Consider the following 25,606-nt stretch of genomic DNA (forward strand, 5'->3'; position numbering starts at 1 on the left):
CAAATGTGAGTAAAGACGATATTGGACGCTTGGGCCTCACCTTCACGCGAGGTCATGACATACCCTCGCTCCCATACCCCTATCTCGCGAATTCCGTATCAAAATGGGTCGCCTTGCAGGATTTCGTCTGTTAACAATCTGTAAGGCTGGGGAATAATACAGGGGAAGAACGACATGAAACAGGTGTCCGCAAGCGCCATCGCCATCGCAATGATCGTCGCCGGCTGCGCGTCCAGCCCGGACCCCGCACCCGCGTCTCCGCCGCCCGCAGACGGGCAGGCACCCAACGGACCCGTGCGCGGCATACCCAATCCCGGTGATGATGACTTTCTCGGCGCGCCAACCCCCACCGTGCGGCGCCATACGGGCCGCGCCAGCGGCGGCGCCGTGCCCGCCAAGGACTACCTCCCCTATATCGATGTCGCGATTGACGAGGCAGCCGTCTATTCCGAGTTCGGAGACATGCTGCAGGACCGTTACACGCGCATCCAGATCGTCACGCTGAAACCCGACGCTTATGACATGGAAGGCGTGACGTCCGGCGTGCGCAGTCAGGAAGTTGAGGCTCGCAATTATGACGAGGAGAGCCGGGGCTGGTTCTCTCGCATGATGTCTTCGCGCAGCATTACCCGCACCCTGATCGCCGAATTCGATGTGGCCAAGCCGGACATCACCGCAACCAACGCGCTCTTCTCCTCCACCTTCTCCTCGAATAACCGCGAGGGCGAATCCTGGACGACGAACGAAAGCATCTCGGTCTATGCCACGCCTTACTTCAAGGTCGGACCCAACACGACCATTGAGGCACGCTTTCGCCTGCAGTTGTCGGATGAAAAGGAATCTTCAGCCAGCGCCAATGTGATGGGGGCGCTGACCACCGCCGCCAATCTGATCGCACCGACTTCCACACTGGTCACCTATTTCAATGCGCCCCTGATGATGGAGGCTTCCAACTTCCTGAATAACTCCACCAGCACCCTGTTCGGTCAGTCGATCACGGAGCAATCGGTCAGCGCGTTTTCCGTGAAGGCATGGAGCGACAAGCCGATCCTCGTTGTCTCCGCACAATTGCCGGACACGAATGATATCAAGGACACGCGCGGCAAAGGCGCCATCGGTCAATGGGCCGTGTATCTGGACCAGCCGATCCCGTCCATTTTCACAGCAGGTGTTTCGGATACCGGATACCCGGACTTTACCGGCGTCACTTCAGGCGACATCCTGGCTTTTGATGTTGGTGAAGACCTGACCGTGTATGATTACATCTTCTCACGGCTCGACCTGTCAGATCGCATCTCCTACCTCAACAGCTCGGCTGACCCGGACGTTGCCGGCCTGATCTGCAACCGGATTGAGCGTGGCCTTTCCGAGATCGGATTCACATCCTATGACGCGGCCGCTGCGGTCTGGGCCGCATCCGTCTCCGATCAATTCAATGGCGCCGCCAAGTCTGCCTTCCAGGGCGAAAACACATGCGAGGCCATGATACGCTGGAAAGCACTGGGCGGCTGATCCGCTCACGCGACCATAACCCTCCCCTGTTAGCAGCACTTATGGCCCCATGCAGTTGCGGTCCTTTAGTGGCCCGGCCAGAAGGAGAGGATGACAAATGTCCTCATCGTCAATGGTCACCAGCCCTTTCCAACCTCTCCCGATACACTGAACTCTGCCTTTGTCGAACGCGCTCGGCGTATATTCGAGGCGGCCGATTGGAACATTCGCACCACTCATGTGGCAGATGGATGGGACACGGAAGAAGAGGTCGCCAATCAACTCTGGGCCGGTCAGATACTTTTTCAGTTCCCCCTGAACTCCATGGGCTTGCCCTGGCCTCTGAAACGTTATCTCGATGAGGTATACACCGCCGGTATGGATGGCCGCCTGTCAAAGGGAGACGGGCGCAGCCGCAAGGACCCGTCCCGCCAATATGGCAGCGGCGGTCACCTGACCGAAACGCAATACATGCTGTCGCTCACACTCAATGCGCCGCGAATGGCATTTGGCGATCCGAACCAGAATTTCTTTGAAGGTCGCTCCGTCGAAGACCTGCTCTGGCCGGTGCATTTGAATTTCCGATTTTTCGGTATGCAGGCCCTGCCGAGCTTTGCGGCATATGATGTTTCCAAGGCGCCGACAATCGCGGCAGACTTCGAACGCTTCGATGCGCATTTGCGAAGCGCGTTTGGCTTGCCCGCCCAGCAATCCTCAGCCTGATGTGAGGAAATGAGCAACCACGCGCCGGGTATGCGGGGCGTCGCGATGCTCGAACAAATATATGCCCTGCCATGTGCCGAGCGCCATGCGCCCCGCCGAAACGGGAATGGAGAGCGAGGTCTGTGTCAGCGCGGCCTTGATATGGGCAGGCATGTCGTCCGGCCCCTCGGTGCGATGCACCAGATAGTCCATGGAAGGGTCATTGGCGGGCGGCACAAGGCGCCGGAAGAAGGCCTGCAAATCCCGCTGCACGTCCGGATCGGCATTCTCCTGCACCAGCAGCGAACAGGAGGTGTGCTGGCAGAACAGGGTCAGCAGGCCATCGCCCTCTCCGGCCACGAAGGCTGCCGCATCGCGGGTGAACTCATAAAGGCCGGAACCGCGCGTCGAAATCGTGAGTTGGGTCTGCATCGCTTCCGAATACCTGTCCATCTTGCGCCGGGCAATCGGCAGATGACTTTGCGGGGTGACGGCTCACGCTGCGCCCTGTATCCAAATATTTACCTGGATTAACCAATTGCACGGAGTGGGACATGCGCTGGAAAGGTGGACGCAGAGGCGGAAACGTCGAGGACAGGCGCGGCATGAGCGGCGGCAAGCTTGCGGGCGGCGGCATCGGCTTTGTCCTGATCGCGCTGGTCGTGTCCTATTTCCTGGGCATTGACCCCCAGCCCCTGCTTGAGGCCGGCAGCGGCATGTCATCCGGCCAGCAACAGCAATCCGGCGAAGTCGGCACCCCAGAGGATGAGGCCGGCCAGTTCGTCGATGTTGTCGGGACGAACGTCAACGATGTCTGGGCCGAGCTGCTCGACGGCTATAAGAAGCCGAATACCGTCATCTACACGCAAGGCACGGGCACGGGCTGCGGCTATGGCCAGGCCGCGATGGGGCCTTTTTATTGCCCGGCCGACCAGACCATCTATCTCGACCTCTCCTTCTGGCAGCAGATGGAAACCCAGCTGGGCGCGTCCGGCGCAGATTTCGCCCGCGCTTACGTCATCGCACACGAGTTCGGCCATCATGTGCAGACGCTGACCGGCGCCTCACAACAGGTCCGCAAGGCACAGCAACAGGCTCGTAATCAGGCCGAAGCCAACAAGTATTCGGTCGCGCTCGAACTGCAGGCCGATTGCTATGCCGGCGTATGGGCCGCCCGCGCTGCAGAGGCCTCCAATGGCCAGGTCGCACTCGAACGCGGTGACATGGCAGAGGGACTGAAGACCGCCAATGCCATTGGCGACGACATGCTGCAAAAGCGCTCGACCGGTCGCGTCTCGCCCGAAGGCTTCACGCATGGCTCGGCCGAACAACGCATGGAATGGCTGACCCGGGGTTATGAGAGCGGCGACCCCCGCCAGTGTGATACGTTCAACTGAGCCCCTGCCCGAACGGGGGGAAACAACACCATTCAAAGAGGGAGAGCCGACATGACCGACGGCAAGCCAATGGGGTTCGACACCCTGCAAATTCATGCGGGCGCAAACCCGGACCCCGCCACTGGCGCGCGTCAGGTGCCGATTTACCAGACAACGGCCTATGTCTTCCGCGACGCAGACCACGCCGCCGCGCTCTTCGGCCTGCAGGAAGTCGGCTATATCTATTCCCGCCTGACCAATCCGACCGTGGCCGCCCTTGGCGACCGGATCACCGCGCTGGAAGGCGGCGCGGGCACTGTCTGCTGTTCGTCCGGTCATGCGGCCCAGATCATGGCGCTGTTCCCGTTGATGGCCCCCGGCCGCAACATCGTCGCCTCCACGCGCCTCTATGGCGGCACGATCACCCAGTTCAGCCAGACCTTCAAACGCTTCGGCTGGTCGGCCACCTTCGTGGACTTTGACGATCTCGACGCCGTGAAGGCCGCGATTGACGACGACACGCGCGCCATCTTCTGCGAGACCATCGCCAATCCGGGCGGCTATATCACGGACCTCGACGCGATCGCCGAAATTGCCGATGGCGCGGGCATCCCGCTGATCGTCGATAATACGATGGCCACACCGTATCTCTGCCGCCCGATCGAGCATGGCGCGACCCTCGTCGTCCATTCGCTGACGAAATACATGACCGGCAATGGCACGGTGACCGGCGGCGCGATTGTCGATTCCGGAAAATTCGACTGGTCCGCCTCTGACAAGTTCCCGTCCCTCTCCCAGCCAGAGCCGGCCTATCACGGCCTGAATTTCCACGAGACATTCGGCCCCGCCGCGTTCACCTTCCACGGCATTGCCATCGGCCTGCGCGACCTCGGTATGACGCTCAACCCGCAGGCGGCGCATTATACGCTGATGGGCATCGAGACGCTCTCCATGCGGATGGAGAAACACATTGCAAACGCCAAGAAAATTGCCGCGTGGCTGGAAGGTCATGACGCGGTTGCCGGCGTTACCTATGCCGGGCTTGAGTCCTCCCCCTACAAGGACCGTATTCCGAAGATCTGCCCGAAGGGTGCGGGCGCGCTGTTCACGGTCCAATTGAAGGGCGGCTATGAAGCCTGCACGAAATTTGTCGGCGGCCTGAACCTGTTCAGCCATGTCGCGAACCTCGGTGACGCGCGCAGCCTGGTCATCCACCCGGCCTCCACCACGCACCGCCAATTAACCGAAGAACAGCAGATCGCCGCTGGCGCCGCGCCCAACACGGTCCGCCTCTCCATCGGCATCGAAGACGCCGACGACCTGATCGCAGATCTGGATCAGGCGCTAAACGCGGCAGGCTAGTCACGCTTCGACAAATCCAAAAACAAAAACAAAAACAAAAAAAGGCGGCCTCGACGGGCCGCCTTTTTCAAACTTGGATCGGCGCTTGCGCCTTATGTATCCAGGAAGCTCCGCAGTTTGCGGCTGCGGCTCGGATGCTTCAGTTTGCGGAGCGCCTTGGCTTCGATCTGGCGGATTCGTTCGCGGGTCACCGAGAATTGCTGGCCGACTTCTTCCAGCGTGTGATCCGTGTTCATACCGATGCCGAAGCGCATGCGCAGCACGCGTTCCTCACGCGGCGTGAGCGAGGCGAGCACGCGCGTCGTCGTTTCGCGCAGGTTCGACTGGATCGCGGCGTCGACGGGCAGAAGCGCCATCTTGTCCTCGATGAAGTCGCCGAGGTTTGAATCCTCGTCGTCGCCAATCGGCGTTTCCAGCGAAATTGGCTCTTTCGCGATCTTCAGAACCTTGCGGATCTTTTCCAGCGGCAAGCCCAGCTTTTCGGCCAGTTCTTCGGGGGTCGGCTCGCGGCCGATCTCGTGCAGCATCTGGCGCTGGGTACGGATGATCTTGTTGATCGTCTCGATCATGTGCACCGGAATACGGATCGTACGGGCCTGGTCCGCGATGGACCGGGTAATCGCCTGACGGATCCACCAGGTTGCATAGGTCGAGAATTTGTAACCGCGACGGTATTCGAATTTATCGACCGCCTTCATCAGGCCGATATTGCCTTCCTGGATCAGATCCAGGAATTGCAGGCCACGATTTGTGTATTTCTTCGCGATGGAGATCACGAGGCGCAGGTTGGCCTCGACCATTTCCTTCTTGGCGATGCGCGCTTCGCGTTCGCCCTTCTGCACCGTCTGCACGATGCGGCGGAAATCATCGATCGGAATACCGATTTCCTGCGCGATTTCAGAAATGTTGTCGCGGGACTCGGTGATCTCGGCTTCCTTGCCTTCGGCAAAGCGCTTCCACTTGGCCGACTGGCCTTTAACAGCCTCGATCCAGTCCGGCTCCAGCTCGCGGCCGAAATAGTTCTCGAGGAATTCCTTGCGCGGCACGCCATAGGCATCGCCCATGCGCATCAGCTTGCCTTCCATGCCCATCAGCTTCTTGTTGATAGCATAGAGCTGTTCGACCAGCGCTTCGATCCGGGCATTGTTGATGTGGATCGTCTTCAGGTTTTCGACGATCGAGTTTGACAGCGAGTCATACTCTTCCTGAGCCTTCGGCGTCAGGTCCTTGCCTTCGAGGCGACGGTTGACGAGCTTGTCCTGCAGCTTGCGGTATTTCGCAAAATCGTCGGCGATCTCGTCCAGCTTGGCCAGAACGCCATCGCGCAGTTCGGCTTCCATGGCGGACATGGACATTGCCGCAGCATCATCCTCGTCCTCGTCGTCATCATCGTCTGAGGATTCTTCGCCTTCGGCTTTCGCCTCGTCCGCTTCGTCTTCTTCTTCCTTGGGCTTTGGCTCAGGCGGCGGGTTTTCCGCGCCATAGGTGGCCTCAAGGTCGATCAGGTCACGCAGCAGGATGCGCTCGTTCACAAGCTCGTCGCGCCAGACCATCATGGCTTCGAAGGTCAGCGGGCTTTCGCACAGGCCGCGGATCATCGCATCACGTCCAGCCTCGATGCGCTTGGCAATCGCGATCTCACCTTCACGCGACAGCAGCTCAACAGCGCCCATTTCGCGCAGGTACATGCGGACCGGATCATCGGTGCGGTCAGAACCGCGCGCATTGCCCTTCTTGGCAACGACTTTCTTGTCTTCAATCTTGGTGAGCGCCTTGCCTTCGGCTTCGGCTTCTTCTTCGCTCTCGACCACTGCAATGCCCTGCTCGGAAATCTGGGACATTACGTCCTCGATCTGGTCGGAGGTCATTTCGTCATTGGGAAGCAGAGCGTTGATTTCGTCATGCGTGATGAAGCCGCGCTTCTGAGCGCGCTTCAGGACTTTCTTGACGTCGGTCGCATTGAAATCGACCAGGCCGTTTTCATTGTCCTTGTCGTCATCACGGTCGCCATCGCCGGAGACGTTCTTTTTCTTGGTGGCTGTTGCCATTCAAATCTCTCCTGTGAGGACCCCGACTGCGCTTGCCGAGAACTCTCCCAAAATAATACCTGCCTGTTAGCTTTCGCTGACTGTTCCTGCTGCCTCGTACATGCGGTCCCGCGGGACCGTTCGGTTCTCAACGAGCTGAAGACGCCTGTGCCATATACATGACGGCAGGGTCGATCCCTTGCACGCAGCATCCATGCCACGGTCAAGAGCAGGCTCGTGTGAACGTCCGTCTTCCAGAAATTGCTCGATGGCCGTTGGCCAGTCCTTTGCCTCGGGTTCAAAAACCGCGTTCAGAGGCAGATGAGGATAGTGTTTGAGCAGTTTGTCAGCGCGCATGTTCCCTGCTTACAGTAAATGGGCATGGATTGCGTTGCGGTCAATAGGTTTTCCTGCGTTTGAACCCGCGATGCCTAATTGCTGGAGCCATCTGGCTTGAACCAGGGGTTCTTCTCTTCGAACTGTTTCCAGAAATCGCCGATATTCGCCTTGCCCATCGCCTTTTCCTGCTGATCGACCAGAACACGCTCCTCATAGGCCTTACGCTTCTCGGCCACCAGTCGACGTTTCAATTTGAGACGCCGCACTTCGTCATCCGCAGATGGGGCGGTATCGACCGGGATGAACACCTCGATCGCAGCTTTCCAGGACCGGTAGGCCGGATCGTCAACATTGATCCGCGACACCTGCGTCATGTCGATCTGGGAGACTTCCCGCTCATGCCCCTCCCGCGCCAGCAATTCCAATACGGCGTCGAAAGTCAGCTCCCTGTTTTCGATCAGGAAATCAACGAGCAGGTCGCGCAACCGGTTGGACATTACATTGCGGAAATCCGCCGCGATCAGCGTCTCTTCCATCCCGGACAAGATTGCAGGACTGGCAATGGCCTGCATCAGCAACAGGACACCGGGACTCTGTTTGCCGCCGGTTTGCGGACCTGTTGATGGGCTGCCTCCATAGGGGGACGCGCCGCCCTGCCCCCGTCCTCCGGGCTTGCCCTTGGTAAAGGAACTCTGCCGTTTGGCCTGACGGATCTGCCAGAAATGATCCTTCATGCGCGCGCGCAAGTCACGCTCATAGGCCGCCTTGACGCCGGGATGCTTGATCTGGGCTGCAGCCTGCATCAGCCGCGCCTCCAATCCGGCCTGACGTTCCGGCGTATCCAGCGGTTCGGCATCGCGCTCGCGCAGCCAGAGCAGTTCAGACAGGGCGATTCGCCCGTCCAGTGCTTCGCCCATCGCCATCGGTCCACGCTCGCGGATCAGGTCATCCGGATCCATGCCGTCTGGCAACAGCACGAAGAACAAGGACCGGCCTGGCTCGACATGCGGCAGCGCGCGGTCAACGGCGCGATAGGCGGCGCCAAGACCAGCCCGGTCACCATCGAAACACAATACCGGCTCCGGACCAGCGCGCCAGAGCAGGCTGATCTGCTCCTCGGTCAGCGCCGTGCCAAGAGGGGCAACCGCCTGTCCGAAACCGGCTTCGGTCAGTGCGATGGCGTCCATATAGCCTTCGCAGACAATCAGGCCGCCGCCTTCGCCATGCCCCAGTGCTTCACGGGCCGCCTTGTAGCGGTAGAGCACGCGAGATTTGTGAAATAGCGGCGTGTCGCCGGAATTGAGGTATTTCGGCTTCGCGTCCGGCGTCAGCCCGCGACCGCCAAAGGCGATGATTCCGCCCCGGCTGTCAGGAATCGGAAACATGAGTCGGCCCCGGAACGCATCATAGGGCTCCCCGCCCTTGTCGCTTTCCTTGGTCAGGCCAGCTTCCAGAATCTCGGCGGCGGTAAACCCTTCGGCCTTCAGGTGCGCGCTCGTCTTGCGCCAATCATCCGGCGCATAGCCCAGCCTGTGGCGTTTCCAGGCCGCGGGCTTCAATCCCCTGCCCTCAAGGTATTCGCGCGCCTGGGCGCCTTCGGACGATTGCAGTCGTTCTTCGAAATACGACGCGGCTGCCTCGCAGACTCCCTGCAACCGTTTGCGATGGTCATAGGCTTCGGCGGCACGCGGATCGGACTTCGGCAATTCCATGCCGGCCTCTTCGGCCAGCTTCTCAACCGCTTCCATGAAGGAGAGCCGCTCGGTCTCCATTACGAAACTGATGACATCACCACCCATGCCGGACGAAAAGCATTTGAAGATGCGCTTCTGGTCGTTGACGTAGAAGCTCGGTGTCTTCTCGGCCGTGAACGGCGACAGCCCGACCCATTCCTTGCCCTTCTTGGTCAGCTTCACCTTGCGGCCGATCACATCCGAAGGCCGGATACGGGCCTTCAGTTCATCGACGAAGCCATCAGGAATGCGGACAGGGGAACTCATAGCGGCGCAGTGTAGCCTCAATGGGGAATTGGGGGAACGCTCCCCTGCCTGCTGAGGAACCGGAATTGCACAAAAAAGGCCCCGCGCGAGCGGGGCCTGATCTTGATGCCAAAGGAAATGGCTTAGTCGATGTCAGCCGTGAAACCCAAAGCACTGTTGAATTCCTGTTCGCTCAGGTCGATGACGATCTCGCCATCGCTGTCGCCTTGGGCAACCATGATTTTCGATGGATCGATCAGGAAGCGTTTGTCCGTCACAGCTTCGACGATGCCATCAGACACAACAGCATACTTGGCCTGGCCGTCTGTCTTCATGATCAGGTCTGTGACGCGCACATCCTTGTCATTGAAAGCCAGATTGATGTTCGTGCCAGTCAGCTCTGACGCAAGACGATAGTCGTTCATGCCATTCTGCTCGAACTCCTGGAGGTCATCCAGCATTTCCTCGGTCAGATCCATACGCGCAGCAGGTTCACCTTCCTCATCGAACCAGATTGAGGCTTGCTCGAATGACACGGCGTGCAGATCACCGGCAAAACCATCACGAATGATCAGCATTGGTTCCATCGTACCCGACGCCAGCATGACGTCTTCAACTTCGCCAACTTCCTCGCCATTGGAGTCCATGACTTCTTCGCCGATCAGCTCAGATGTGAGGAATTCGCCGGATGTCAGCACATAGTCGTCGCGGTCAGCCTCGGCCATATTGGTCTCGGTCGTCGCGTCACCGTAAACATCATTTTCGGTGTCGAACTCGCCATCATAGGTCGCGGTCTCGGTCATCGCCGTTGTATCGGTCTCAGCGGTCTGCGTGTGGGTATCAGCGCCCGAACAGGCCACAACACCCATCATCAGGGCAGCCGCACTCGTAGTCAGAAAAAGCCGTTTCATTTCAAAGTCCTTTCGTTGTGATCAATGCACAACCAACGGACCTCTAGCGACCTTTGTTCCAACCTTTCGCAGAATTAACCAGCTGGGCCGCCGGCTATTTTGCCGCCGCCTTGTTCGATGTCAGCGCCTTGCGCATGACCTTGCCGGCGGTGCTGGATTCGATCTTTCCGGGATAGCGCTGTTTCAGCGCCGACATGCACCGACCGATATCCTTCAGTTTGCTGGCGCCGAGGTCTTCAACCACTTCTTCAACAGCCTCTTCAAGCGCCTTCGTACAGAGCGGCTCAGGCAGGAATTTGCGGATAATCTCGATTTCTTCGCGCTCACGAATGGCATCTTCGATACGGCCGGCATCATCATGCTCGTCGGCTGCTGTTTCGCGCTGGGCGATCATGATTTCGAGCACGTTACGCACGTCGGCATCCGGACAGCCTTCGCTGTCGCCACGCCCACGGGCGCACACATCACGGTCACGAATGGCCGCATCAATCAGGCGCAGCGTCGACAGGCGGGTGGTACAGCCACCGTCCTTTTCGCGCTCGGCATGCAATGCCTGCGCAACGCGCGCTTTAAGCGTCATCATGTCAGATTTATCTTCGTGGCCCATTCAAAATACGCCTTTCACACCAGCAACGTTCGTCTATGCTTGACGTTGCAGGGACTCAGTCCCATTACCCGGAAAAATGTCGGCGGAGAGAGTTAACCGTCTGACAACGATCCCGGAAGGCCAGCCAAATATGTCCGAACAAAGCAAAAAGCAAGCCAGCTCAACCGCCACGGGAGCTATCGCCTTGTCTGACGGCACTATTTTCTTGGGAAAAGGTGCAGGTGCCGAGGGCGTACATGTCGGTGAGCTCTGTTTCAACACAGCCATCACAGGCTATCAGGAGATCCTGACAGACCCCTCCTACTCATCGCAGATCGTGCTCTTCACCTTCCCGCATGTGGGCAATGTCGGCGCAAATGCTGATGATCATGAGGAATCCTCGATTCCGGGCGCGAATGGGGCCTGCGGCACGATTTTTCGCGAGCCGATCACAGCGGCGTCCAACTGGCGGTCTGGCGAGGAATTCGGCGACTGGCTGACCCGCCGCAATATTGTTGCCCTGTCAGGCGTCGACACCCGCGCCATCACGCGCATCGTGCGCGAGCAAGGCATGCAGAAAGCTGCAATTTGCCACAAGCAGGACGGTAATATCGACCTTGATGCGCTCATTGAGGCTGCCCGCGTCTGGAACGGCCTGGAAACTGCCGACCTCGCCGCAGATGTGGATACAGATGCGCCCTTCGAGAATGCTCAGCGCCTGTGGCAGGTTTCCGGCGGCTATAGCGACATGGCCGACGCCAAACACCATGTCGTCGTTGTTGATTTCGGCGTGAAGAAGAACATCCTGCGCAATCTGGCCCAGACTGGCATCCGCACCAGTGTCGTGAATGGCGATGCCACCGCAGACGAGATTTTCGCCCTTAATCCCGATGGTGTGGTCTTTTCCAACGGTCCCGGCGACCCCGCCGCGACGATTGCCCGTTCCGGCGACATGATCCGCGCAGTCATCAACAAGGGCCTGCCAATTCTCGGCATTTGCCTTGGCCACCAACTGCTCGCCCTCGCACTTGGCGCCAAGACCATGAAGATGGCTCAGGGTCACCATGGCGCAAACCACCCGGTAAAAGACCTAGTCACCGGCAAGGTCGAGATTGTGTCGATGAATCATGGCTTCACAGTAGACCCGTCCACGCTGCCTGAGGGGGTCGAGGAGAGCCATCGCTCACTCTTTGATGGCACCAATTCTGGCCTCGCCGTGAAAAACCGCCCGATCATTTCCGTACAGCATCATCCGGAAGCCAGTCCCGGCCCCCAGGACAGCTTCTACCTGTTCCAGCGCTTTGCGGACCTGATGGCCGCGCACAAGTCCTGATACCGGCCACCGCGCCCGACATTCCGGCCCAGTATGGACGCTCCCCTTCCCCTACCGGGTGACAACCGTCTAGGCTGCGTCGCCGCAGACCTCGCAAGCCAGGGCTGGTCATGGCAGCCGGGCTTGCTGCCAGATACCTTGCTGGCCGCCATGCGCGCAGAGATTCAGAGACTGGACGCAGACGCCACACTGGCCCCGGCCGGAATCGGGCGCGATGATGACTTTCAGGTCGACCGCTCCATCCGCAAGACACGCATCACATGGCTTGATGGCTCCAGCGCCGCCCAATTGACCTTTGCCGAATGGGCTGAACACTGGCGGGAGTTTCTCAACCGCACCCTTCTGCTTGGCCTGTTCGAGTTCGAAGCCTGCTACGCCGTCTATCCGGAAGGGGGCTTCTATGATCGCCATCTCGATAGTTTCGAAGGCGCGAAAAATCGGATCGTGTCGATCGTGGTCTACCTGAACGAGGCTTGGAGCGTAGACGATGGTGGCGCGCTGCTGGTCTGGCCTGAAGGCGCGACCGATGAAGCCTCTCCCGTTGCCTGCATTGTCCCGGAAGGCGGCGGGGTGGTGTTCATGCTGTCGGAGACGATCCCGCATGCCGTCGAGCCAACAGCGCGTCTGCGCTATGGCATTGCAGGGTGGTGGCGCGTAAATCCGGCGATAAATGGGCTCGCGATCCCGCTGGACTGAGCGACGGCCAACTGAATCAGGACAATTTCCGCAATAGGTGTTCAATCGTGTTGTAGATCGACTCGACTGTTACACCCGGCACTTGCCGGCTGAGCGCGACGCCCGCCCCATTCAACGCCCCCTGCAGGATGACTGCAGAAGATGCCGCATTTTCGGTCGCTATAGCCCCCTGTTGGACAAGGTATTGGACGCCAACCCGCACACTTTTCTGGCTGAGGTCAAAGTCAGCCTCATACCAGTCCCGTCCCAGTGCCGCACGACCATCGATCAGCACAATCCTCTGATAGTCGGGCCGCGCGGCCCACTCCAGATACCGGCGCGCGCCAGCGAGCATTGCCGAATATGGATCGCCCGGAGACCGGCCCTCCGCGGCGGCCGCCTGCGTGTCCTGGTTCATTTCCTGTTGCAAGGTTCGCCAGACCTCATAATAGAGCGCCTGCTTGTTCTCGAAATGATGGAACAGGGCACCCTTGGTGATCCCCGCATCTTCCACAATACTTGAGAGACTCGCTTCAAATCCTTCATCGGTAAAACGTTGCCGCGCCGCGCTCAGAATGGCTGAGCGTGTCTCACTGGCCTTTTTGGATCGACGGTTGGACATGTTTAGCTTTTCGGTTGTCGATCTAACATACCAGTGGTATGTAAAATTACCAATGTGGAGGCTCGAGAACGGTTCGTTCCCGATAAGGTACCACCAACTAGACACCAGGCTGGGTGGCATTCCGATACTGCATTGCCAAAGTGGGACGCGGGACGGTTACGGAAACGGGCAGACTGCCTGACGCCGTAACCGTCTTTCCACTTGTCGGCACAGGTCGTCACTTCCGGCAATCATCCCCCCGCACAATCTGTAATAAACACTACAGGATCGAAAGGGTTTTGCAAGTCGTTTGCAAGGACTGGCGTCCACCTGTCATGTAAAAGGCGACGGGCCTGCTTGGAGGCAGGCCCGTCTCAACTATCCATCAACTTGTGAGGTAGAACTACTCGTTCCGCTCAAAGCGAACAGAACTGGTTTCGATGGCACTATCCTTAACAAAGCCGGGCTGACCACTGCCCAAACTGAGGATGGCTTCGGTGCCCTGCGGTGTGACGAACTTCCCATCGATCGCGTAGTAGCCAATGCGCTCTGCCGATAGCGTAAGGCTGACAGTTTGGCTTTCTCCAGGGGCAAGTTCCACGACCTCGAACGCCACCAGCTCGACCTGGGGAATGGCGGCGTGCGCCCGGTCTTGATGCTGGATATAGGCCTGCACCACTTCCCGGCCGGGCATGTCGCCCGTATTTGTCACAGTCGCGCTGACCGGCAGAGGCTCTGAAGCGTCATGCGTCTCCGGCACCGACAGGCCGCTATAGTCGAAGCTGGTATAAGAGAGGCCGTGGCCGAATGGATAGAGCGGCTCGCCCTCGTAATATTTATACGTCCGGTTCGCCATCGAATAGTCGCCAAAGTCCGGCAGATCATCGACTGACTTGTAGAAGGTCACCGGCAGCCGGCCCGACGGGCTGAATTCGCCCCAGAGCAGGTCTGCAATGGCCTTGCCCGCCTGCTCCCCCGGATAGAAGGCCTGCACGATGGCCGGCAAATTCTCGTTCTCCCAATTCAGCCCCATCGCCGAACCGGAGAAGTTCACCATCACGACAGGCTTGCCCGTGGCTTGCAGCGCTTTCAGCAAAGTCTCCTGGCTTTCCGGCAGCTTGATATGCGTGCGGTCACCGCCGAGGAAGCCATCGAGCTCGACGCCCATTTCCTCGCCTTCGAGATTGGCATCAATGCCGCCGAAGAACAGGATCACGTCTGCATCTTCTGCCGCCGCCATGGCTTCGGCTTTCAGGTCACGGGAAACATCTGTCCAGTTGAGATAGGCGTATTTGTCCAGCTGGTCGCGCGGCCAGCCACTGTCGAATTTCAGCACCATACGGACCGAATAGGCTTCACCTGCCTGCATTTCGACGCCGTCCATCTCACCGACTGCTTCCCCATTGATCTCGACCTCACTCCAGCGCGAAGGCTGGAAACGATAGACGCCATCAGCTTCGGGTACGATCACGCCGTCCCACGTCGCGCTGAATTCGTCATTCAAACCGCCTGTGCTGGGGGTGCGGTCCCAGTAGAAGTCGATCTTCTCTTCGACCTGTTCCAGCGTCGGCTCGCCTTCGAGCGTCTTGTTGGGATAGTAGGCAGCCTTCACGCCCGGCACGAGATTGCCGTCGGCATCCTCATGGAACAGAGCGGAAGCAGGCACAGGCTTGTAGTTGGAGTAATTGTCGCCCGCGATGGTCGAGCCGACTGCATAGGTGACGTTCTCGGCACCGATCTTTTCCTTCACGCCTTCCAGCGCCGTAACGGGCTGGGTTGGGCGGCCATAATAGTTTGCCACCAGCGTCCACCAATTGTCGGCATTCGGACCGATCACGGCAACCTTGGTCTCGGGCGCCAGCGGCAAGATGCCGTCATTCTTCAACAGGACAAGGGACTGGCGCGCTGCCTGCTCAGACAGGGCAATGTGTTCGTCACTCGCCACGATATCGAGCGGCGTATCGGCCCACGGCACCAATGCCGGATCATCGTACATGCCAAGACGGAACAGTGCAGTGTAGAGCCGCTCAACCGACTGGTCGATGGTGGCCTCATCGATCAGGCCCTGTGCCACGGCGTCTGGCAGGGCATCCATCTTGTTGCCTTCGCCATCCCCGCAATTGAGGTCGGTTCCCATCTTCACCGACAGGGCTGCTGCTTCGGCGCGCGTATCAACATAGTCATGCGCCGCATAGGGCGCTTCGCCAGCCTCATGTTTCGCTTCGTCATAATAGAAGTCGCCAATCGCGCCGCAGTCGGAAACCACATAGCCGTCGAACTTCAATTCATCGCGTAGCAAATCCACCATCAGCCGTTCGCTGCCACAGGCTGGCGCACCCCAGACGGCGTTATAGGCGCACATGACCGAGCCGACATCTGTTTCGTCGAACGCCATCTTGAAAGCCGGCAGATAGGTTTCCCAGAGATCGGCATCAGAGGCGTGATAATCGTCACGGTGGCGCGACGGCTCGGGACCGGAATGGACGGCGTAATGTTTCACTGTCGCAATGGCTTTCAGGTATTTGTCGTCATCGCCCTGGATGCCGTTGACGAAGTTGACGGCCATGCGGCCCGTCAGGAACGGGTCTTCGCCATAGGTTTCCTGACCCCTGCCCCAGCGCGGGTCGCGGAAGATGTTGATGTTCGGCGACCAGAAGGTCAGCCCGCCATACATGGCGTACACATCTTCAGAGGCATAATAGTGATGCTTGGCGCGGCCCTCGTCGGAAATCGTCGTGGCGATCTCCAGCATCAGGTCTTCGTCCCAGGTCGAGGCCAGGCCAATTGCCTGCGGGAAGACGGTTGCGTGCCCTGCGCGCGCGACCCCGTGCAGGGCCTCGTTCCACCAATTGTATTCGTGCAGACCAAGGCGCGGAATGCCGGCAGCCTTGTCATACATTTGGGCGGCTTTCTCTTCCAGCGTCATGCGGCTGACGAGATCCCTGGCGCGGGCTTCCGGGCTCAGGGACGCGTCCATATAGGGCAAGATTACCGGCGCCGTCTCGGCCGTGGTCTCCACCAGCTCAGCAGGCGTTTCCCGTCCGTCCAGACTCGCGCACCCGGTCAACAGTGCGATGGATGCCGCAGCCCCCAGAAGATTGAATTTATTCAGAATTTCATGCCGCTGCATAGCCATGCCGGTCTCCCTGTGACGTTTCTCAGGGGCGGCGACCATGCGCATACACCCCCTTATTGGGGCGTATTGTTGCACGCTAACATTTTTTACGCCAGACGCTTTTTTTGGCTTTTTTACCTGTGGTCAGACCGGCTTCAACGTCTTCGGATCAAGCCCGCCCATCCGGCAGACTTCCTTCCATTCATTCGGTTTCACAGGCTGAACCGACAGGCGAAATGACGTGACCAGACTCATGTCTTCCAGCTTCGGATTGGCCTTCACGTCTTTCAGCTTCACGGGCTTGGGCATGTCGGCCAGCGCGCGCAGATACACACAGTCCCAACGCTCATCATCTGTCGTGGAATCGGGTGCACTCTCGGCAGAAACTTCCACCACGCCCACGACTTCCAGTCCCTTGTTGGAGTGATAGAAGAAGGCCCGGTCGCCAATCTTCATGTCGCGCATGAAATTGCGGGCCTGATAATTGCGGATGCCGGACCATTCCTCGCCCTCATCGCCCTTGGCCTTTTGCTCGTCCCAGCTCCACGCGTCGGGTTCGGATTTGAACAGCCAGTATTTCATTTATCCTGCCTCGTCTTTTCTGCTGCGTTTGGAAGTAACCGGATTCAGGCTGGCGTCCAGTGCAGCCCGAACCAGACGATCATAGATTGCCCAGCCTTTATAGCGTGCCATGGCCGGATCAACACTCTGCCAGGCCGATGCAAAAGCCTCTGCATGGTGCGACGTCGAGATCGCTGCGCGCAGCGGATCAATCACGATACGGATGGTAAAAAGCAACGCGCCCGTCTCCGGCAACTTCCGGATCGTCTGGCGTTCCACGCGCAGGTGCAGCTGGTCCAGCGCGTCTGCCTCTTGCATTGCCTGCGCACGTACTTTCAGGGGCGCAGAGCTGGGCGTGAACCGCTCATCCCCTGGCTGGACCGACCAATTGCACCGTTCCAGCACGAGGCCCGGCCTAAGCCCATCAAAGATGCGAGAGATACGCGCCGCAAGGCCTGGGTCACCACCCGGCACCGGCGCGTGAAGTCCGCCAAGCGGCTTGCCAAACTTCTCGGCGAGGCTCCAATAGGTTGGCGTGCAGAGGCTCGCGGCCTTCAGTCTCCATAGCCCCTCAGCGTCACGCACCATGATGCAGAGATCATCCGAAACCATTGCGGAAGCCGCTTCCAGCGGGGTGGACCAGTCGCCAACTGCCGGACCGGTTGCTGCCAGTACAGTCGTCGCAGCCTCTGTCATTTCGGCGTCTGCATTATGGGCTGCAAAGACGTCTGATCGGCGCGTTCGCATCAATTCACGTTTGGGGGCAAGCCACACCGCGGCCTCGGTGTCCGGCCACAACCAGGCTTCGGGGGCAATCGGCTTCAGTCCCGGCGCAATGCTGGGTGGCCCGTCCAGAAAAGGCAGATAGGGTGGTGCACGCATGCCTTGGTGTCAGACCGGAACCGCTGTGCCCCAGCTGACGAAGCCAGCCACTTTGGGCGTTGATGGCAGATACATCGTCTCAGCGTCTTCCAGCCGGAACCCGGCCGAGGCAAACATGGCCTCGGTATCGCGCGTCAGGTGGCAACCGCCCGCAAGCGGCTTCCACACAGGTTCGATCCGTCGCTGCCACTTCGACACGCCTTCATCCGGCGCAAGGCCATGTTCGGAGAACAGGATCTTGCCGCCGGGTTTCAGAACACGTCGCACTTCCTTCAGCGACGCCTCCCAGTCCGGAATTGTGCACAGGACGAAGGTTATGACGACCGTGTCGATGGAATCATCTTCCAGCGGAATGGATTCTGCTCCGGTCTGAAGAAAATCGATATGGTGGCCAATGCCGAGGCGTCCCGCTTCGCGGCGAGCCTTGTTGACCATCAATTCGGAAGGCTCCAGCGCATAGAGATGGTCGACCTTGTTGCCATCATAGAGCGCGAAATTCGTACCCGATCCCGCACCGATTTCCAGCACACGGCCGGTGGCCTTCGGCACGACTTTCTCGCGCTGTTTCATGATCGGCTTGGTGCTGCAGGCACACGCTACAATGTGCGGGACAACGTAGCGATCCCACGGGTTCACTGACCCGGCTCCTCAGTGGAGGAATAGCCCGGGAAGCGCTGTTTCTGGATCAGCGTCTTGGTCGCCTCGGATGGGCGCGCAATGAGCGCGTCCTGAGAGATGTTCACAACATACTCAAACCGGTCGCCCATGGGCTGGTAAGTGGCCGAGCCGTACTGCGCGTCAATGCCGAACCGCCCGCCCTGCTCCTCGGCCAGGCGATGCACATCCAGCCCCGGATTGGTTGCCAGGGCGATCCCATTGGTTGTCGCCTCGGTCACTGAATCCGGTGTGAAGCGGCGCGACATGCGGCCTTCGATGAAGTCGAGCCGGTATATCGAGTCATATCCCAGCATATTGGCCATCGGCTTGAACTTGATGACCTGCGCACCGATCTCGAATTCGTTGCCGCGCAGCACTGGCTGGGCCCCATTGGCCTCAACCAGTTTGCGACCATCGGAAAATGTCAGATCCAGTGTGTAGGCATTAGCTTCGCCTTCGACCGCTTCAAACTTGATATTGGCGGCGTAGCGTTCCTTTGTCAGGCGCTTGTAGGTCTGCAGGTTGAGCCCGGCAAAGGCCACGACCCCCGCCAAAGCAAGCATTCCGGCGCCAAAGGTCAGGCGAACGGCGCCGGAACCTGCTTTCAGGCGTGCCAGTTTTCCAAAACCTGCAAACAGCAACATCAGACCGATCACGGCCGCAATTGCTGGCAAAATCCACCAGATCAGTCCCATACACCACACCTCCTGATAACAGGTCCGGATTGGCCCCGCCTTCCACCTGCCAATGACTATAACATCTTCTTAACGATTGTTTAGCGCATCCCGCAGCCGTCAGTTCCCTCGCAAGCCGCACCTGACTGCAAGCTGAATATACCAATCTGCTCTACAGCTGCCCGGCCAGCAAGAGAAAGTCCCAAGCCCCCTGCCCAGCCCGGATAAATCCTGCTAACCGCCAAAGCATGTCCTTTCGCGATTTTATTCTCCTGTTCGCCGTGTGCCTTGTCTGGGGCCTCAACATCGTCGTCACGCGATGGGTTGTTGCCGATATCGGCGTGCCGCCGATTTTCTTCGCGGGCATCCGCTTTGCCGGAGTCGCCCTGCTGCTGCTCGCATTCCTGCGGCCAAAGCCCGAAGACCTGAAAATGCTGTTCCTGATCGCCATGTTCATTGGCGCGGTACACTTCTCTCTCCTCTTCATGGGATTGCAGAATGCCGAAGCGTCCGCGGCCTCGATCACCGGCCAACTGGGCGCGCCCTTCTCGACATTGATGAGCATGGCATTTCTCGGCGAAACCATCGGCTGGCGGCGCGGTCTCGGCATCATGCTGTCCTTTGCCGGCGTTGTGCTGATCGCATTCGACCCGGCCAGTTTCACCATCTCCATCGGACTGGTCTACATCACCATCGCTGCCTTTGTCGGCTCGGTGGGCGGCATCCTGATGAAGCGTATGGCCCCGATCAAGGCATTGCGCCTGCAGGCCTGGGTCGGCCTGTTCAGCTTCGCCCCGCTCCTGATCACGTCCAGCATGATCGAGACAGGCCAGTTGGAGGCCTTGTCTCGTGGTGGATGGCAGCTGGCCGTGGCATGGCTGTTCGCCGTGGTCGGCGTGTCCATTTTTGGCCATGGCGGTTTTTATACGCTGATCAAGAAATATGACATCTCGCTGCTCTCACCGCTCACCCTGATGACGCCCGTCTGGGGCGTCGTGTTCGGCATCGTCCTGCTGAACGAACCCATCACGGCACGCCTGATACTCGGTTCCGTCATCTCGCTGTCTGGCGTATTTGTCATCGCCGTGCGCCAGAACAAGACCCTGCCGGATGCGGCCATCGTCAAGAAAATGGGATCCGGAGGCAGCTGATGGACATCACGCAAACGCCGAGTCCGAACTTCAACATGCGCAAGCACAAGCTCGACATGCTGGTCCTGCACTATACCGGCATGGCGACCGGCGAGGAGGCCCTGGAGCGCATGTGCGACCCGGCCGCCGAAGTCTCTGCCCATTACATGGTCTGGGAGGATGGCCGCATCACCCAGCTGGTCGATGAGGACAAGCGCGCCTGGCATGCAGGCGTCGCCAGCTGGCAGGGGCAGCAGGATCTCAACTCCCGTTCCATCGGCATCGAGATCGTCAATGGCGGGCATGACTTCCCCTTGCCTGATGGCGGCCTGCCACCCTATCCGCGCCCGCAAATCCATGCCCTGCTGGATCTCGTCCACGACATTCTCGGTCGCCACGATATTCCAGCCACGCGCATCCTCGGTCATTCCGACATCGCGCCCCTGCGCAAGCAGGACCCCGGAGAGCATTTCCCGTGGGAACGGCTCGCCCGCGCCGGCATCAGCCTGTGGCCGGAATTCGACGGCACGACGAAAGAGATCATCGGCAAAGGGCTCGAACGCGGCACCTCCGGCTCCAGCGTCTGGCGTCTCCAGACCATGCTGTCAGAAATCGGCTATGGCTTCGACGTGACCGACATCTATGGCGAGACCTGCGAGAAGGTGATCACCGCCTTCCAGCGCCGCTGGCTGCCAGAGCATGTCACCGGGCAAGCCGACCTCAATACGCTGCGCCGCATTGGCGTCATTCAAGCGCTGTTTACGGCCTGAGACTCAACCGCTTCGATCTCTTCATCCTCATCTTCCGCAATCACCTCTTCCCGCTGCATACGCGCGGCCCATTCGACCGCCAGCGCTGCGCCAAACAGAAGCGCCGAAACCGACACTGACAACCAGATGAAGCCAAGGATCACCGAGGCCAGCGCGCCGTAAAATGTGTCGAGCGCACTGAATTTGAGGTAGAGGTGATAGCCCCAGGTCGCGACCAGCCAGGCCAGTGCGCCAGCCGCAGCCCCCATTGCCTTGGCCCGGTGCCCCTTCACCCGCCCGTGCAGGGACAGGGCAATAATCAGATAGAACACCGCAAAACAGGCGATCCCCTTCCCCAGCCACAGGGTGGAGGCAATGTCCGATACGGTCTGCGCCAGTTCGAACGCAATATAGCCTTCCCGCTCGGTGATCAGCGACAGGATCAGTTGCAGCGCGCCCAGGATCCAGACCGACAGGATAAGCAGCGCCGTCATCAGGATCGATACGCCCTGGAAGCGGATAATCCGTGTACGCTGTTCACTGCCTGCCACCATGCGGATGCCGGTAATCGCAGCCTTCGCGCCTGAGCTTGCGGTGTAGAACACCACAATCACCGCAAATAGCGCGCGAAAGGTTACGCCCTGCGGCGTGGACTCATGGATCACATCAAGGTCGGCCTTGCTGAGCGGGGCCACGGCTGAGACCAACACCTGATCGACCGTATCGCCCAGTTGGCGGCTGAGATCTGCCGGTAGCAGCGCAAACAGCAAGGTCAGGGTCAGATAGACAATCGGAAAGATGGAGAACAAGGCATAGAAGCTGATCCCACCGGTCACGATCCGCACTTCCGGCTTCGACAGGCGGACAATGGCGCACCAGAGCGGCGAGATCACCCAGTGGCGGACCGGCTGGGGCACAGGCAGCTTCTTGATCCACTTCAGCATACAGCCTCCATTGGTGAGACCTTCCATATGGAGCAATTCGCGTCCCCGTCCCACCTTTTCCCTATCTGGTCCTTTCCGGCCCCTTGCCGGACAGGGACACATTACGCTATGACCCCCGCATTCCTCGTATTGCCGCGGCTGCTGACCCGCACAGTATGAGGATCACCACCATGACACACCCACAGGATCGTGGGGCGCGTCGGCGCATCAATCGCCACCGCCCGGACACATACCTTTCCCGCAGCCAGCGGATCGACCGCTATGGCGTTGAGAAGCAATGGAAACACCTTTATGGGCGAAGCGTGAAACTTCGCCGCGCGCAACAGCTCGGAAAGCTGTGGCCCCGCCGCGAATGGGAGAAACTGATGGCCGAGGCCGACCCCGTAAACGTGTTGTTCGTCTGCTCGAAAAACCAGTGGCGCAGCCCCACTGGCGAGGCGATCTTCGCCAAAGCCGACGGCATTGCGACACGCTCTGCCGGCACGGCAAGCAGTGCACGGCGGCAGGTCTCGCTGGAAGACATTCGTTGGGCTGACCTTATCCTCGTGATGGAGGAAAAGCATGCCGCACGCCTCAAGGCCGATTTCCGTCAGGATATCCGGTTCAAACGCCTGCACGTGCTCGACATTCCGGACGACTACAAATTCATGGACACCGATCTGGTCGCACTGATCCGCACAGCAGCAGAGCCGCTGATTTTTGGAAACAGTTGACCCGTCAGACCATGCCCCCATCCGTCGGCAGGTCCAGCAGCAATCGCCCGGTCAGTTCCCATGTCGCGGGGGCGGTCACGATATGCTGCGTCATCGCGTGCGCGTCGCGAAAGCGGCGCTGCAGATCAGAGGATTCGAACAGGGACGCGCCGCCGCCAAGGTCATACAGGGTACGGCAGATGTCTGCGCCGGTCCGCGTCATGTGCGTACACGCCATGCGCAAGGCTGCGCGGCGCTCGACCGGAATGCCTTCACCCGGCTTCACGCCAAGCGCGACGGCCCAGGTCTCGTCCAGCTCCGCCATCATATAGGCACGGGCTGCGCGCCACTGGGCCTCGGCCTCGGCAAAGCTCGCCTGAATGGTCTGGCGCTCGGCCAGCGTTTTCCTGCTGCCCTGGCTCTTCTTGGCGCTGGCGAGATCCTTGAAAGCATCGAGGCTCGCCCGCGCATTGCCCATCGCCACGGCCGATACGCCCAATGACAACAGGCCAAAGGCCGGGAACGTATAGAGCGGCCCCGTTTCGCGGGGAACATCCGTAATCAGAGAAACAGACCGCGCCGCCGGCACGAAGATATTATCCACCGACAAATCGCCGCTACCAGTCCCTTTCAGGCCCATCACATGCCATGTGTCGTGCAGGGTCGCCTCGCTGGCCGGGAACACCATCATGCGTTGATCTGGCGCGCCGGATGGCAGGCGTTTCAGCTCGCCATCCTCGAACACCATGCAGCCGCCCGCCAGCCAGCTGCAATTGGCTGAGCCGGAGCCCCATTGCCAGCGCCCGGTGACGCGATAGCCATCGCCTTCCACGTCAGCCCGGCCCATCGGCGCAAACACGCCGCCTGTGATCGTCAACGGGTCAGCATAGATTTCCGTCGCCATGTCCGGCGCCATATAGGCGGCGTTCATGGAGGTCGTGCAGGCAATCATGGAGCACCACCCGGCGCTGGCATTGGCGCGCGCGATCTGTTCAACGCCCTCGATGAATTCTCGCGCCGTCAACTCCAGCCCGCCATAGGTCTTTGGCGTCATCATGCGGAACGCGCCCGCCGCCGCCATCTTCCCGGCAAGGTCGGCAGGCAGCCGCCGCGCGTCGTCCATCTCGGCCGCCCGGTCGGCCAATTCCGGGGCGAGTGCATTGAGCGCCGCCTGCAAGGTCTCGTAAGTCGTGATCTCGGTCATGGCTCACGCTACCCCAGCCTGCCTTCCCTTGCCCAGTCCTGACGTGGCGCGATGGCGGGCAGACGGGCGATCACCCGCCTTCAGCGACCGGTATCGGCACGGTCCGGCTCGCATCATTTGCGGCCTTCACCGTATCCAGCATTTGATCCAGGTCTTTTCGGTTGAAAACACTGTCGCCAATAATGACCATTTCAATGGCGTCCGTCGCGCCAATATCCTCCAGCGGATTTTCCCGCAACAAGACGAGATTTGCCTTCTGGCCAGGACGGACCTGGCCCGTGGACGTACCCATGAAATCACCGGGAACTGACGTGGCCGAGGCAAGGATCTGCGCCGGACTCATGCCAGCCGCCTGCAAAGCTGTCATTTCTCCATGAAGGGAAAAGCCCGGCACCCGGACGGGCACGTTTGCGTCTGTCCCGGTCATGATCGCCACGCCGCGCGCCATGAACGCCTCGAACAGGATGTGCTGGGCTTCGGCATAGGTTTGCCAATAGAGGCGGCTGCGCGCCTTGCGATCATCATCCCACTGGTCTGGCCAGCGGTAAATGTTCACATCCGGCAGCCACCCCATGCCGCGTGACGTGATCACGGTGCCTTCCGCGATGCCGGGATTTTCATAGACCAGCTTTGCAGCGCCCAATTCCGTTTGGAGGTCCGACTTCTGCCTCTGGAAACTGTCGATCAGTTCCAGCGTGGAGGTCACGGAAATGTCGTGCGCGATCATCTGATCCGCGACATCCTCGCTCCGTCCCCGGACAAAGGTCAGGAAGTCTTCCGCTGTGTCGGCACCATAACCGCCAAACTCGCGGTCCAGCGCTTTGACGAATTCTTCGACATGGGCGACTTCGCTCTGATGGGATGCCCACAAATCCTCCAGACCGGTCGCCACCGGCAAATGCCCGACCAGCGGAATATCATGCTTGGCCGCCGCTGCGCTGAGGGCGATGTAACCTTCGCGATCCAGATAGCTGCTGGCTTTCAGCGCGTCATACCCTTTGGCGACATAGTCCTGGACGGCCTTGTCGACCTGCTCTGCTGTCCGCACGATGGTCTTGTGCTGCACCCAGCCGACAAATGCGCCCTCCATCGGTCCGAAGGTCGCAAATTGCGGCGCGACCGCAAAAATGTCCGGTCCGATCCTGCCACCCTCGATCTCGTCCCTCCAGCGCAGATTGACCGGCAGGCTGTTCATGTCCCGCACCTGCGTCACACCATTGGCCACATAGAGCAGAAGATCATTCTCGCTTTCCCAGAGATGGACGTGCGAGTCTGTAAAACCCGGCACGAGATACATGTCGCGCCCGACAAGCGAGGGGATGCCTCTGGGAACTGTCGTCGAATCGCCAACGGATCGGATTTCCCCGTCCCTGATCGTCACGATCTGGTCCGGCAGAAAGCGATCTCCTTCCGGCGCAAGCACGTTCACATGGAAGATGGCATAACTGTCCATACTCTCTTTCGACAATGCAGGATCGGCCACTTCGGTCAGGCCGCCATACATTCTCGTCAGCTCACGATCGATGAACAGGTAGGAAGATACCGCGCCGACCATCATGACGGCCGCAACGCCCAACACGATCCTGACAATCCATTTTCTCATTTCGCCAGCCTTC

General features: G+C 59.7%; 23 protein-coding genes. 9 read left to right on the forward strand and 14 right to left on the reverse strand.

What is annotated here, in order from left to right; all coding sequences use genetic code 11:
• Positions 1 to 174: 174 nt before the first annotated feature.
• Both B3527_RS10970 and B3527_RS10975 read left to right on the forward strand, forming a co-directional pair.
• Positions 175 to 1,512, forward strand: a complete 1,338-nt coding sequence (locus tag B3527_RS10970) for a hypothetical protein (protein ID WP_206991256.1) — start codon at positions 175 to 177, stop codon at positions 1,510 to 1,512.
• A gap of 90 nt (positions 1,513 to 1,602) precedes the next feature.
• Positions 1,603 to 2,214 (forward strand): NAD(P)H-dependent oxidoreductase, encoded by a 612-nt coding sequence (locus B3527_RS10975; RefSeq protein WP_290479890.1) that lies wholly within the window; start codon positions 1,603 to 1,605, stop codon positions 2,212 to 2,214.
• On the opposite strand, the gene B3527_RS10980 is transcribed toward B3527_RS10975, so the two are convergent.
• Complete coding sequence (locus B3527_RS10980) at positions 2,206 to 2,625, reverse strand: secondary thiamine-phosphate synthase enzyme YjbQ (RefSeq protein ID WP_290479891.1); 420 nt, start codon at positions 2,623 to 2,625, stop codon at positions 2,206 to 2,208. The genes B3527_RS10975 and B3527_RS10980 overlap by 9 nt on opposite strands.
• A gap of 122 nt (positions 2,626 to 2,747) precedes the next feature.
• On the opposite strand from B3527_RS10980, the gene ypfJ reads away from it, so the two are divergent.
• Together ypfJ and B3527_RS10990 are read left to right on the forward strand one after the other, a co-directional pair.
• Positions 2,748 to 3,590, forward strand: coding sequence for a KPN_02809 family neutral zinc metallopeptidase (ypfJ, locus tag B3527_RS10985; RefSeq protein WP_206991259.1), 843 nt, complete (start codon positions 2,748 to 2,750; stop codon positions 3,588 to 3,590).
• Positions 3,591 to 3,641: 51 nt separating this feature from the next.
• On the forward strand, positions 3,642 to 4,931 hold the full coding sequence (locus B3527_RS10990; RefSeq protein WP_290479892.1) for an O-acetylhomoserine aminocarboxypropyltransferase/cysteine synthase family protein: 1,290 nt from the start codon (positions 3,642 to 3,644) through the stop codon (positions 4,929 to 4,931).
• 92 nt (positions 4,932 to 5,023) lie between these two features.
• Here the strand turns inward: B3527_RS10990 and rpoD are convergent, their stop codons facing one another.
• The 4 genes from rpoD to B3527_RS11010 all read right to left on the reverse strand — a co-directional run bounded on the left by rpoD (position 5,024) and on the right by B3527_RS11010 (position 10,794).
• A complete protein-coding gene (gene rpoD, locus B3527_RS10995; protein WP_206991261.1) occupies positions 5,024 to 6,979 on the reverse strand; it encodes an RNA polymerase sigma factor RpoD in 1,956 nt (651 codons plus the stop codon).
• A 410-nt stretch (positions 6,980 to 7,389) separates the two neighbouring features.
• A complete protein-coding gene (gene dnaG / locus B3527_RS11000) occupies positions 7,390 to 9,297 on the reverse strand; it encodes a DNA primase (RefSeq protein WP_290479893.1) in 1,908 nt (635 codons plus the stop codon).
• 122 nt (positions 9,298 to 9,419) lie between these two features.
• On the reverse strand, positions 9,420 to 10,187 hold the full coding sequence (locus B3527_RS11005; protein WP_206991262.1) for a PRC-barrel domain-containing protein: 768 nt from the start codon (positions 10,185 to 10,187) through the stop codon (positions 9,420 to 9,422).
• 94 nt (positions 10,188 to 10,281) lie between these two features.
• Positions 10,282 to 10,794 carry a GatB/YqeY domain-containing protein gene (locus tag B3527_RS11010; protein WP_290479894.1) on the reverse strand — a complete coding sequence of 171 codons (513 nt, stop codon included), beginning with the start codon at positions 10,792 to 10,794 and terminating at the stop codon, positions 10,282 to 10,284.
• 130 nt (positions 10,795 to 10,924) lie between these two features.
• Here B3527_RS11010 and carA point away from each other — a divergent pair, with 130 nt between their 5' ends.
• Together carA and B3527_RS11020 are read left to right on the forward strand one after the other, a co-directional pair.
• Positions 10,925 to 12,106: a glutamine-hydrolyzing carbamoyl-phosphate synthase small subunit gene (gene carA / locus B3527_RS11015; protein ID WP_290490081.1), complete on the forward strand. Its 1,182-nt coding sequence runs from the start codon at positions 10,925 to 10,927 to the stop codon at positions 12,104 to 12,106.
• Between the two features lie 123 nt (positions 12,107 to 12,229).
• Complete coding sequence (locus tag B3527_RS11020; RefSeq protein WP_290481184.1) at positions 12,230 to 12,802, forward strand: 2OG-Fe(II) oxygenase; 573 nt, start codon at positions 12,230 to 12,232, stop codon at positions 12,800 to 12,802.
• A gap of 16 nt (positions 12,803 to 12,818) precedes the next feature.
• Here the strand turns inward: B3527_RS11020 and B3527_RS11025 are convergent, their stop codons facing one another.
• The 6 genes from B3527_RS11025 to B3527_RS11050 form a co-directional block, all read right to left on the reverse strand.
• Positions 12,819 to 13,403, reverse strand: coding sequence for a TetR/AcrR family transcriptional regulator (locus B3527_RS11025; RefSeq protein WP_290479897.1), 585 nt, complete (start codon positions 13,401 to 13,403; stop codon positions 12,819 to 12,821).
• A gap of 382 nt (positions 13,404 to 13,785) precedes the next feature.
• Positions 13,786 to 16,518, reverse strand: a complete 2,733-nt coding sequence (locus B3527_RS11030; protein WP_290479898.1) for a beta-glucosidase family protein — start codon at positions 16,516 to 16,518, stop codon at positions 13,786 to 13,788.
• Between the two features lie 123 nt (positions 16,519 to 16,641).
• On the reverse strand, positions 16,642 to 17,079 hold the full coding sequence (locus B3527_RS11035) for an EVE domain-containing protein (protein WP_206991266.1): 438 nt from the start codon (positions 17,077 to 17,079) through the stop codon (positions 16,642 to 16,644).
• A complete protein-coding gene (locus tag B3527_RS11040; RefSeq protein WP_290479899.1) occupies positions 17,080 to 17,940 on the reverse strand; it encodes a heme-dependent oxidative N-demethylase family protein in 861 nt (286 codons plus the stop codon). It abuts the gene before it with no gap.
• A 9-nt stretch (positions 17,941 to 17,949) separates the two neighbouring features.
• On the reverse strand, positions 17,950 to 18,576 hold the full coding sequence (locus tag B3527_RS11045) for a class I SAM-dependent methyltransferase (RefSeq protein ID WP_290480655.1): 627 nt from the start codon (positions 18,574 to 18,576) through the stop codon (positions 17,950 to 17,952).
• Complete coding sequence (locus B3527_RS11050; protein ID WP_206991269.1) at positions 18,573 to 19,292, reverse strand: hypothetical protein; 720 nt, start codon at positions 19,290 to 19,292, stop codon at positions 18,573 to 18,575. Before B3527_RS11050 ends, B3527_RS11045 begins: the two co-directional genes overlap by 4 nt.
• A gap of 227 nt (positions 19,293 to 19,519) precedes the next feature.
• Between B3527_RS11050 and B3527_RS11055 the strand changes: the two genes are divergently transcribed.
• Positions 19,520 to 20,422: a DMT family transporter gene (locus B3527_RS11055; RefSeq protein WP_206991270.1), complete on the forward strand. Its 903-nt coding sequence runs from the start codon at positions 19,520 to 19,522 to the stop codon at positions 20,420 to 20,422.
• A complete protein-coding gene (locus B3527_RS11060; RefSeq protein ID WP_290479901.1) occupies positions 20,422 to 21,171 on the forward strand; it encodes a peptidoglycan recognition protein family protein in 750 nt (249 codons plus the stop codon). The genes B3527_RS11055 and B3527_RS11060 overlap by 1 nt, the downstream gene beginning before the upstream one ends.
• Here the strand turns inward: B3527_RS11060 and B3527_RS11065 are convergent.
• Positions 21,150 to 22,094, reverse strand: a complete 945-nt coding sequence (locus B3527_RS11065) for a YhjD/YihY/BrkB family envelope integrity protein (RefSeq protein ID WP_290479902.1) — start codon at positions 22,092 to 22,094, stop codon at positions 21,150 to 21,152. The genes B3527_RS11060 and B3527_RS11065 overlap by 22 nt on opposite strands.
• A gap of 170 nt (positions 22,095 to 22,264) precedes the next feature.
• On the opposite strand from B3527_RS11065, the gene B3527_RS11070 reads away from it, so the two are divergent.
• A complete protein-coding gene (locus B3527_RS11070) occupies positions 22,265 to 22,807 on the forward strand; it encodes a low molecular weight protein tyrosine phosphatase family protein (RefSeq protein WP_290479903.1) in 543 nt (180 codons plus the stop codon).
• A gap of 4 nt (positions 22,808 to 22,811) precedes the next feature.
• Here B3527_RS11070 and B3527_RS11075 read toward each other — a convergent pair whose 3' ends face one another.
• Entirely contained in the window at positions 22,812 to 23,990 is a 1,179-nt protein-coding gene (locus B3527_RS11075; RefSeq protein ID WP_290479904.1) for an acyl-CoA dehydrogenase family protein, read from the reverse strand.
• Between the two features lie 70 nt (positions 23,991 to 24,060).
• Positions 24,061 to 25,593, reverse strand: a complete 1,533-nt coding sequence (locus B3527_RS11080) for an amidohydrolase family protein (RefSeq protein WP_290479905.1) — start codon at positions 25,591 to 25,593, stop codon at positions 24,061 to 24,063.
• Positions 25,594 to 25,606: the final 13 nt, after the last annotated feature.

The organism is Hyphomonas sp. UBA4505 (assembly GCF_002388685.1).
Taxonomy (GTDB): Bacteria; Pseudomonadota; Alphaproteobacteria; order Caulobacterales; family Hyphomonadaceae; genus Hyphomonas.

What these genes read in the sequence shown, in the direction of transcription:
- B3527_RS10970 (WP_206991256.1), top strand. Translation starts at nt 175, where the DNA reads ATGAAACAGGTGTCCGCAAGCGCCATCGCCATCGCAATGATCGTCGCC.
- B3527_RS10975 (WP_290479890.1), top strand. Translation starts at nt 1,603, where the DNA reads ATGACAAATGTCCTCATCGTCAATGGTCACCAGCCCTTTCCAACCTCT.
- B3527_RS10980 (WP_290479891.1), bottom strand. Translation starts at nt 2,625, where the DNA reads ATGCAGACCCAACTCACGATTTCGACGCGCGGTTCCGGCCTTTATGAG.
- ypfJ (WP_206991259.1), top strand. Translation starts at nt 2,748, where the DNA reads ATGCGCTGGAAAGGTGGACGCAGAGGCGGAAACGTCGAGGACAGGCGC.
- B3527_RS10990 (WP_290479892.1), top strand. Translation starts at nt 3,642, where the DNA reads ATGACCGACGGCAAGCCAATGGGGTTCGACACCCTGCAAATTCATGCG.
- rpoD (WP_206991261.1), bottom strand. Translation starts at nt 6,979, where the DNA reads ATGGCAACAGCCACCAAGAAAAAGAACGTCTCCGGCGATGGCGACCGT.
- dnaG (WP_290479893.1), bottom strand. Translation starts at nt 9,297, where the DNA reads ATGAGTTCCCCTGTCCGCATTCCTGATGGCTTCGTCGATGAACTGAAG.
- B3527_RS11005 (WP_206991262.1), bottom strand. Translation starts at nt 10,187, where the DNA reads ATGAAACGGCTTTTTCTGACTACGAGTGCGGCTGCCCTGATGATGGGT.
- B3527_RS11010 (WP_290479894.1), bottom strand. Translation starts at nt 10,794, where the DNA reads ATGGGCCACGAAGATAAATCTGACATGATGACGCTTAAAGCGCGCGTT.
- carA (WP_290490081.1), top strand. Translation starts at nt 10,925, where the DNA reads ATGTCCGAACAAAGCAAAAAGCAAGCCAGCTCAACCGCCACGGGAGCT.
- B3527_RS11025 (WP_290479897.1), bottom strand. Translation starts at nt 13,403, where the DNA reads ATGTCCAACCGTCGATCCAAAAAGGCCAGTGAGACACGCTCAGCCATT.
- B3527_RS11030 (WP_290479898.1), bottom strand. Translation starts at nt 16,518, where the DNA reads ATGGCTATGCAGCGGCATGAAATTCTGAATAAATTCAATCTTCTGGGG.
- B3527_RS11035 (WP_206991266.1), bottom strand. Translation starts at nt 17,079, where the DNA reads ATGAAATACTGGCTGTTCAAATCCGAACCCGACGCGTGGAGCTGGGAC.
- B3527_RS11040 (WP_290479899.1), bottom strand. Translation starts at nt 17,940, where the DNA reads ATGCGTGCACCACCCTATCTGCCTTTTCTGGACGGGCCACCCAGCATT.
- B3527_RS11050 (WP_206991269.1), bottom strand. Translation starts at nt 19,292, where the DNA reads ATGGGACTGATCTGGTGGATTTTGCCAGCAATTGCGGCCGTGATCGGT.
- B3527_RS11055 (WP_206991270.1), top strand. Translation starts at nt 19,520, where the DNA reads ATGTCCTTTCGCGATTTTATTCTCCTGTTCGCCGTGTGCCTTGTCTGG.
- B3527_RS11060 (WP_290479901.1), top strand. Translation starts at nt 20,422, where the DNA reads ATGGACATCACGCAAACGCCGAGTCCGAACTTCAACATGCGCAAGCAC.
- B3527_RS11065 (WP_290479902.1), bottom strand. Translation starts at nt 22,094, where the DNA reads ATGCTGAAGTGGATCAAGAAGCTGCCTGTGCCCCAGCCGGTCCGCCAC.
- B3527_RS11070 (WP_290479903.1), top strand. Translation starts at nt 22,265, where the DNA reads ATGACACACCCACAGGATCGTGGGGCGCGTCGGCGCATCAATCGCCAC.
- B3527_RS11075 (WP_290479904.1), bottom strand. Translation starts at nt 23,990, where the DNA reads ATGACCGAGATCACGACTTACGAGACCTTGCAGGCGGCGCTCAATGCA.
- B3527_RS11080 (WP_290479905.1), bottom strand. Translation starts at nt 25,593, where the DNA reads ATGAGAAAATGGATTGTCAGGATCGTGTTGGGCGTTGCGGCCGTCATG.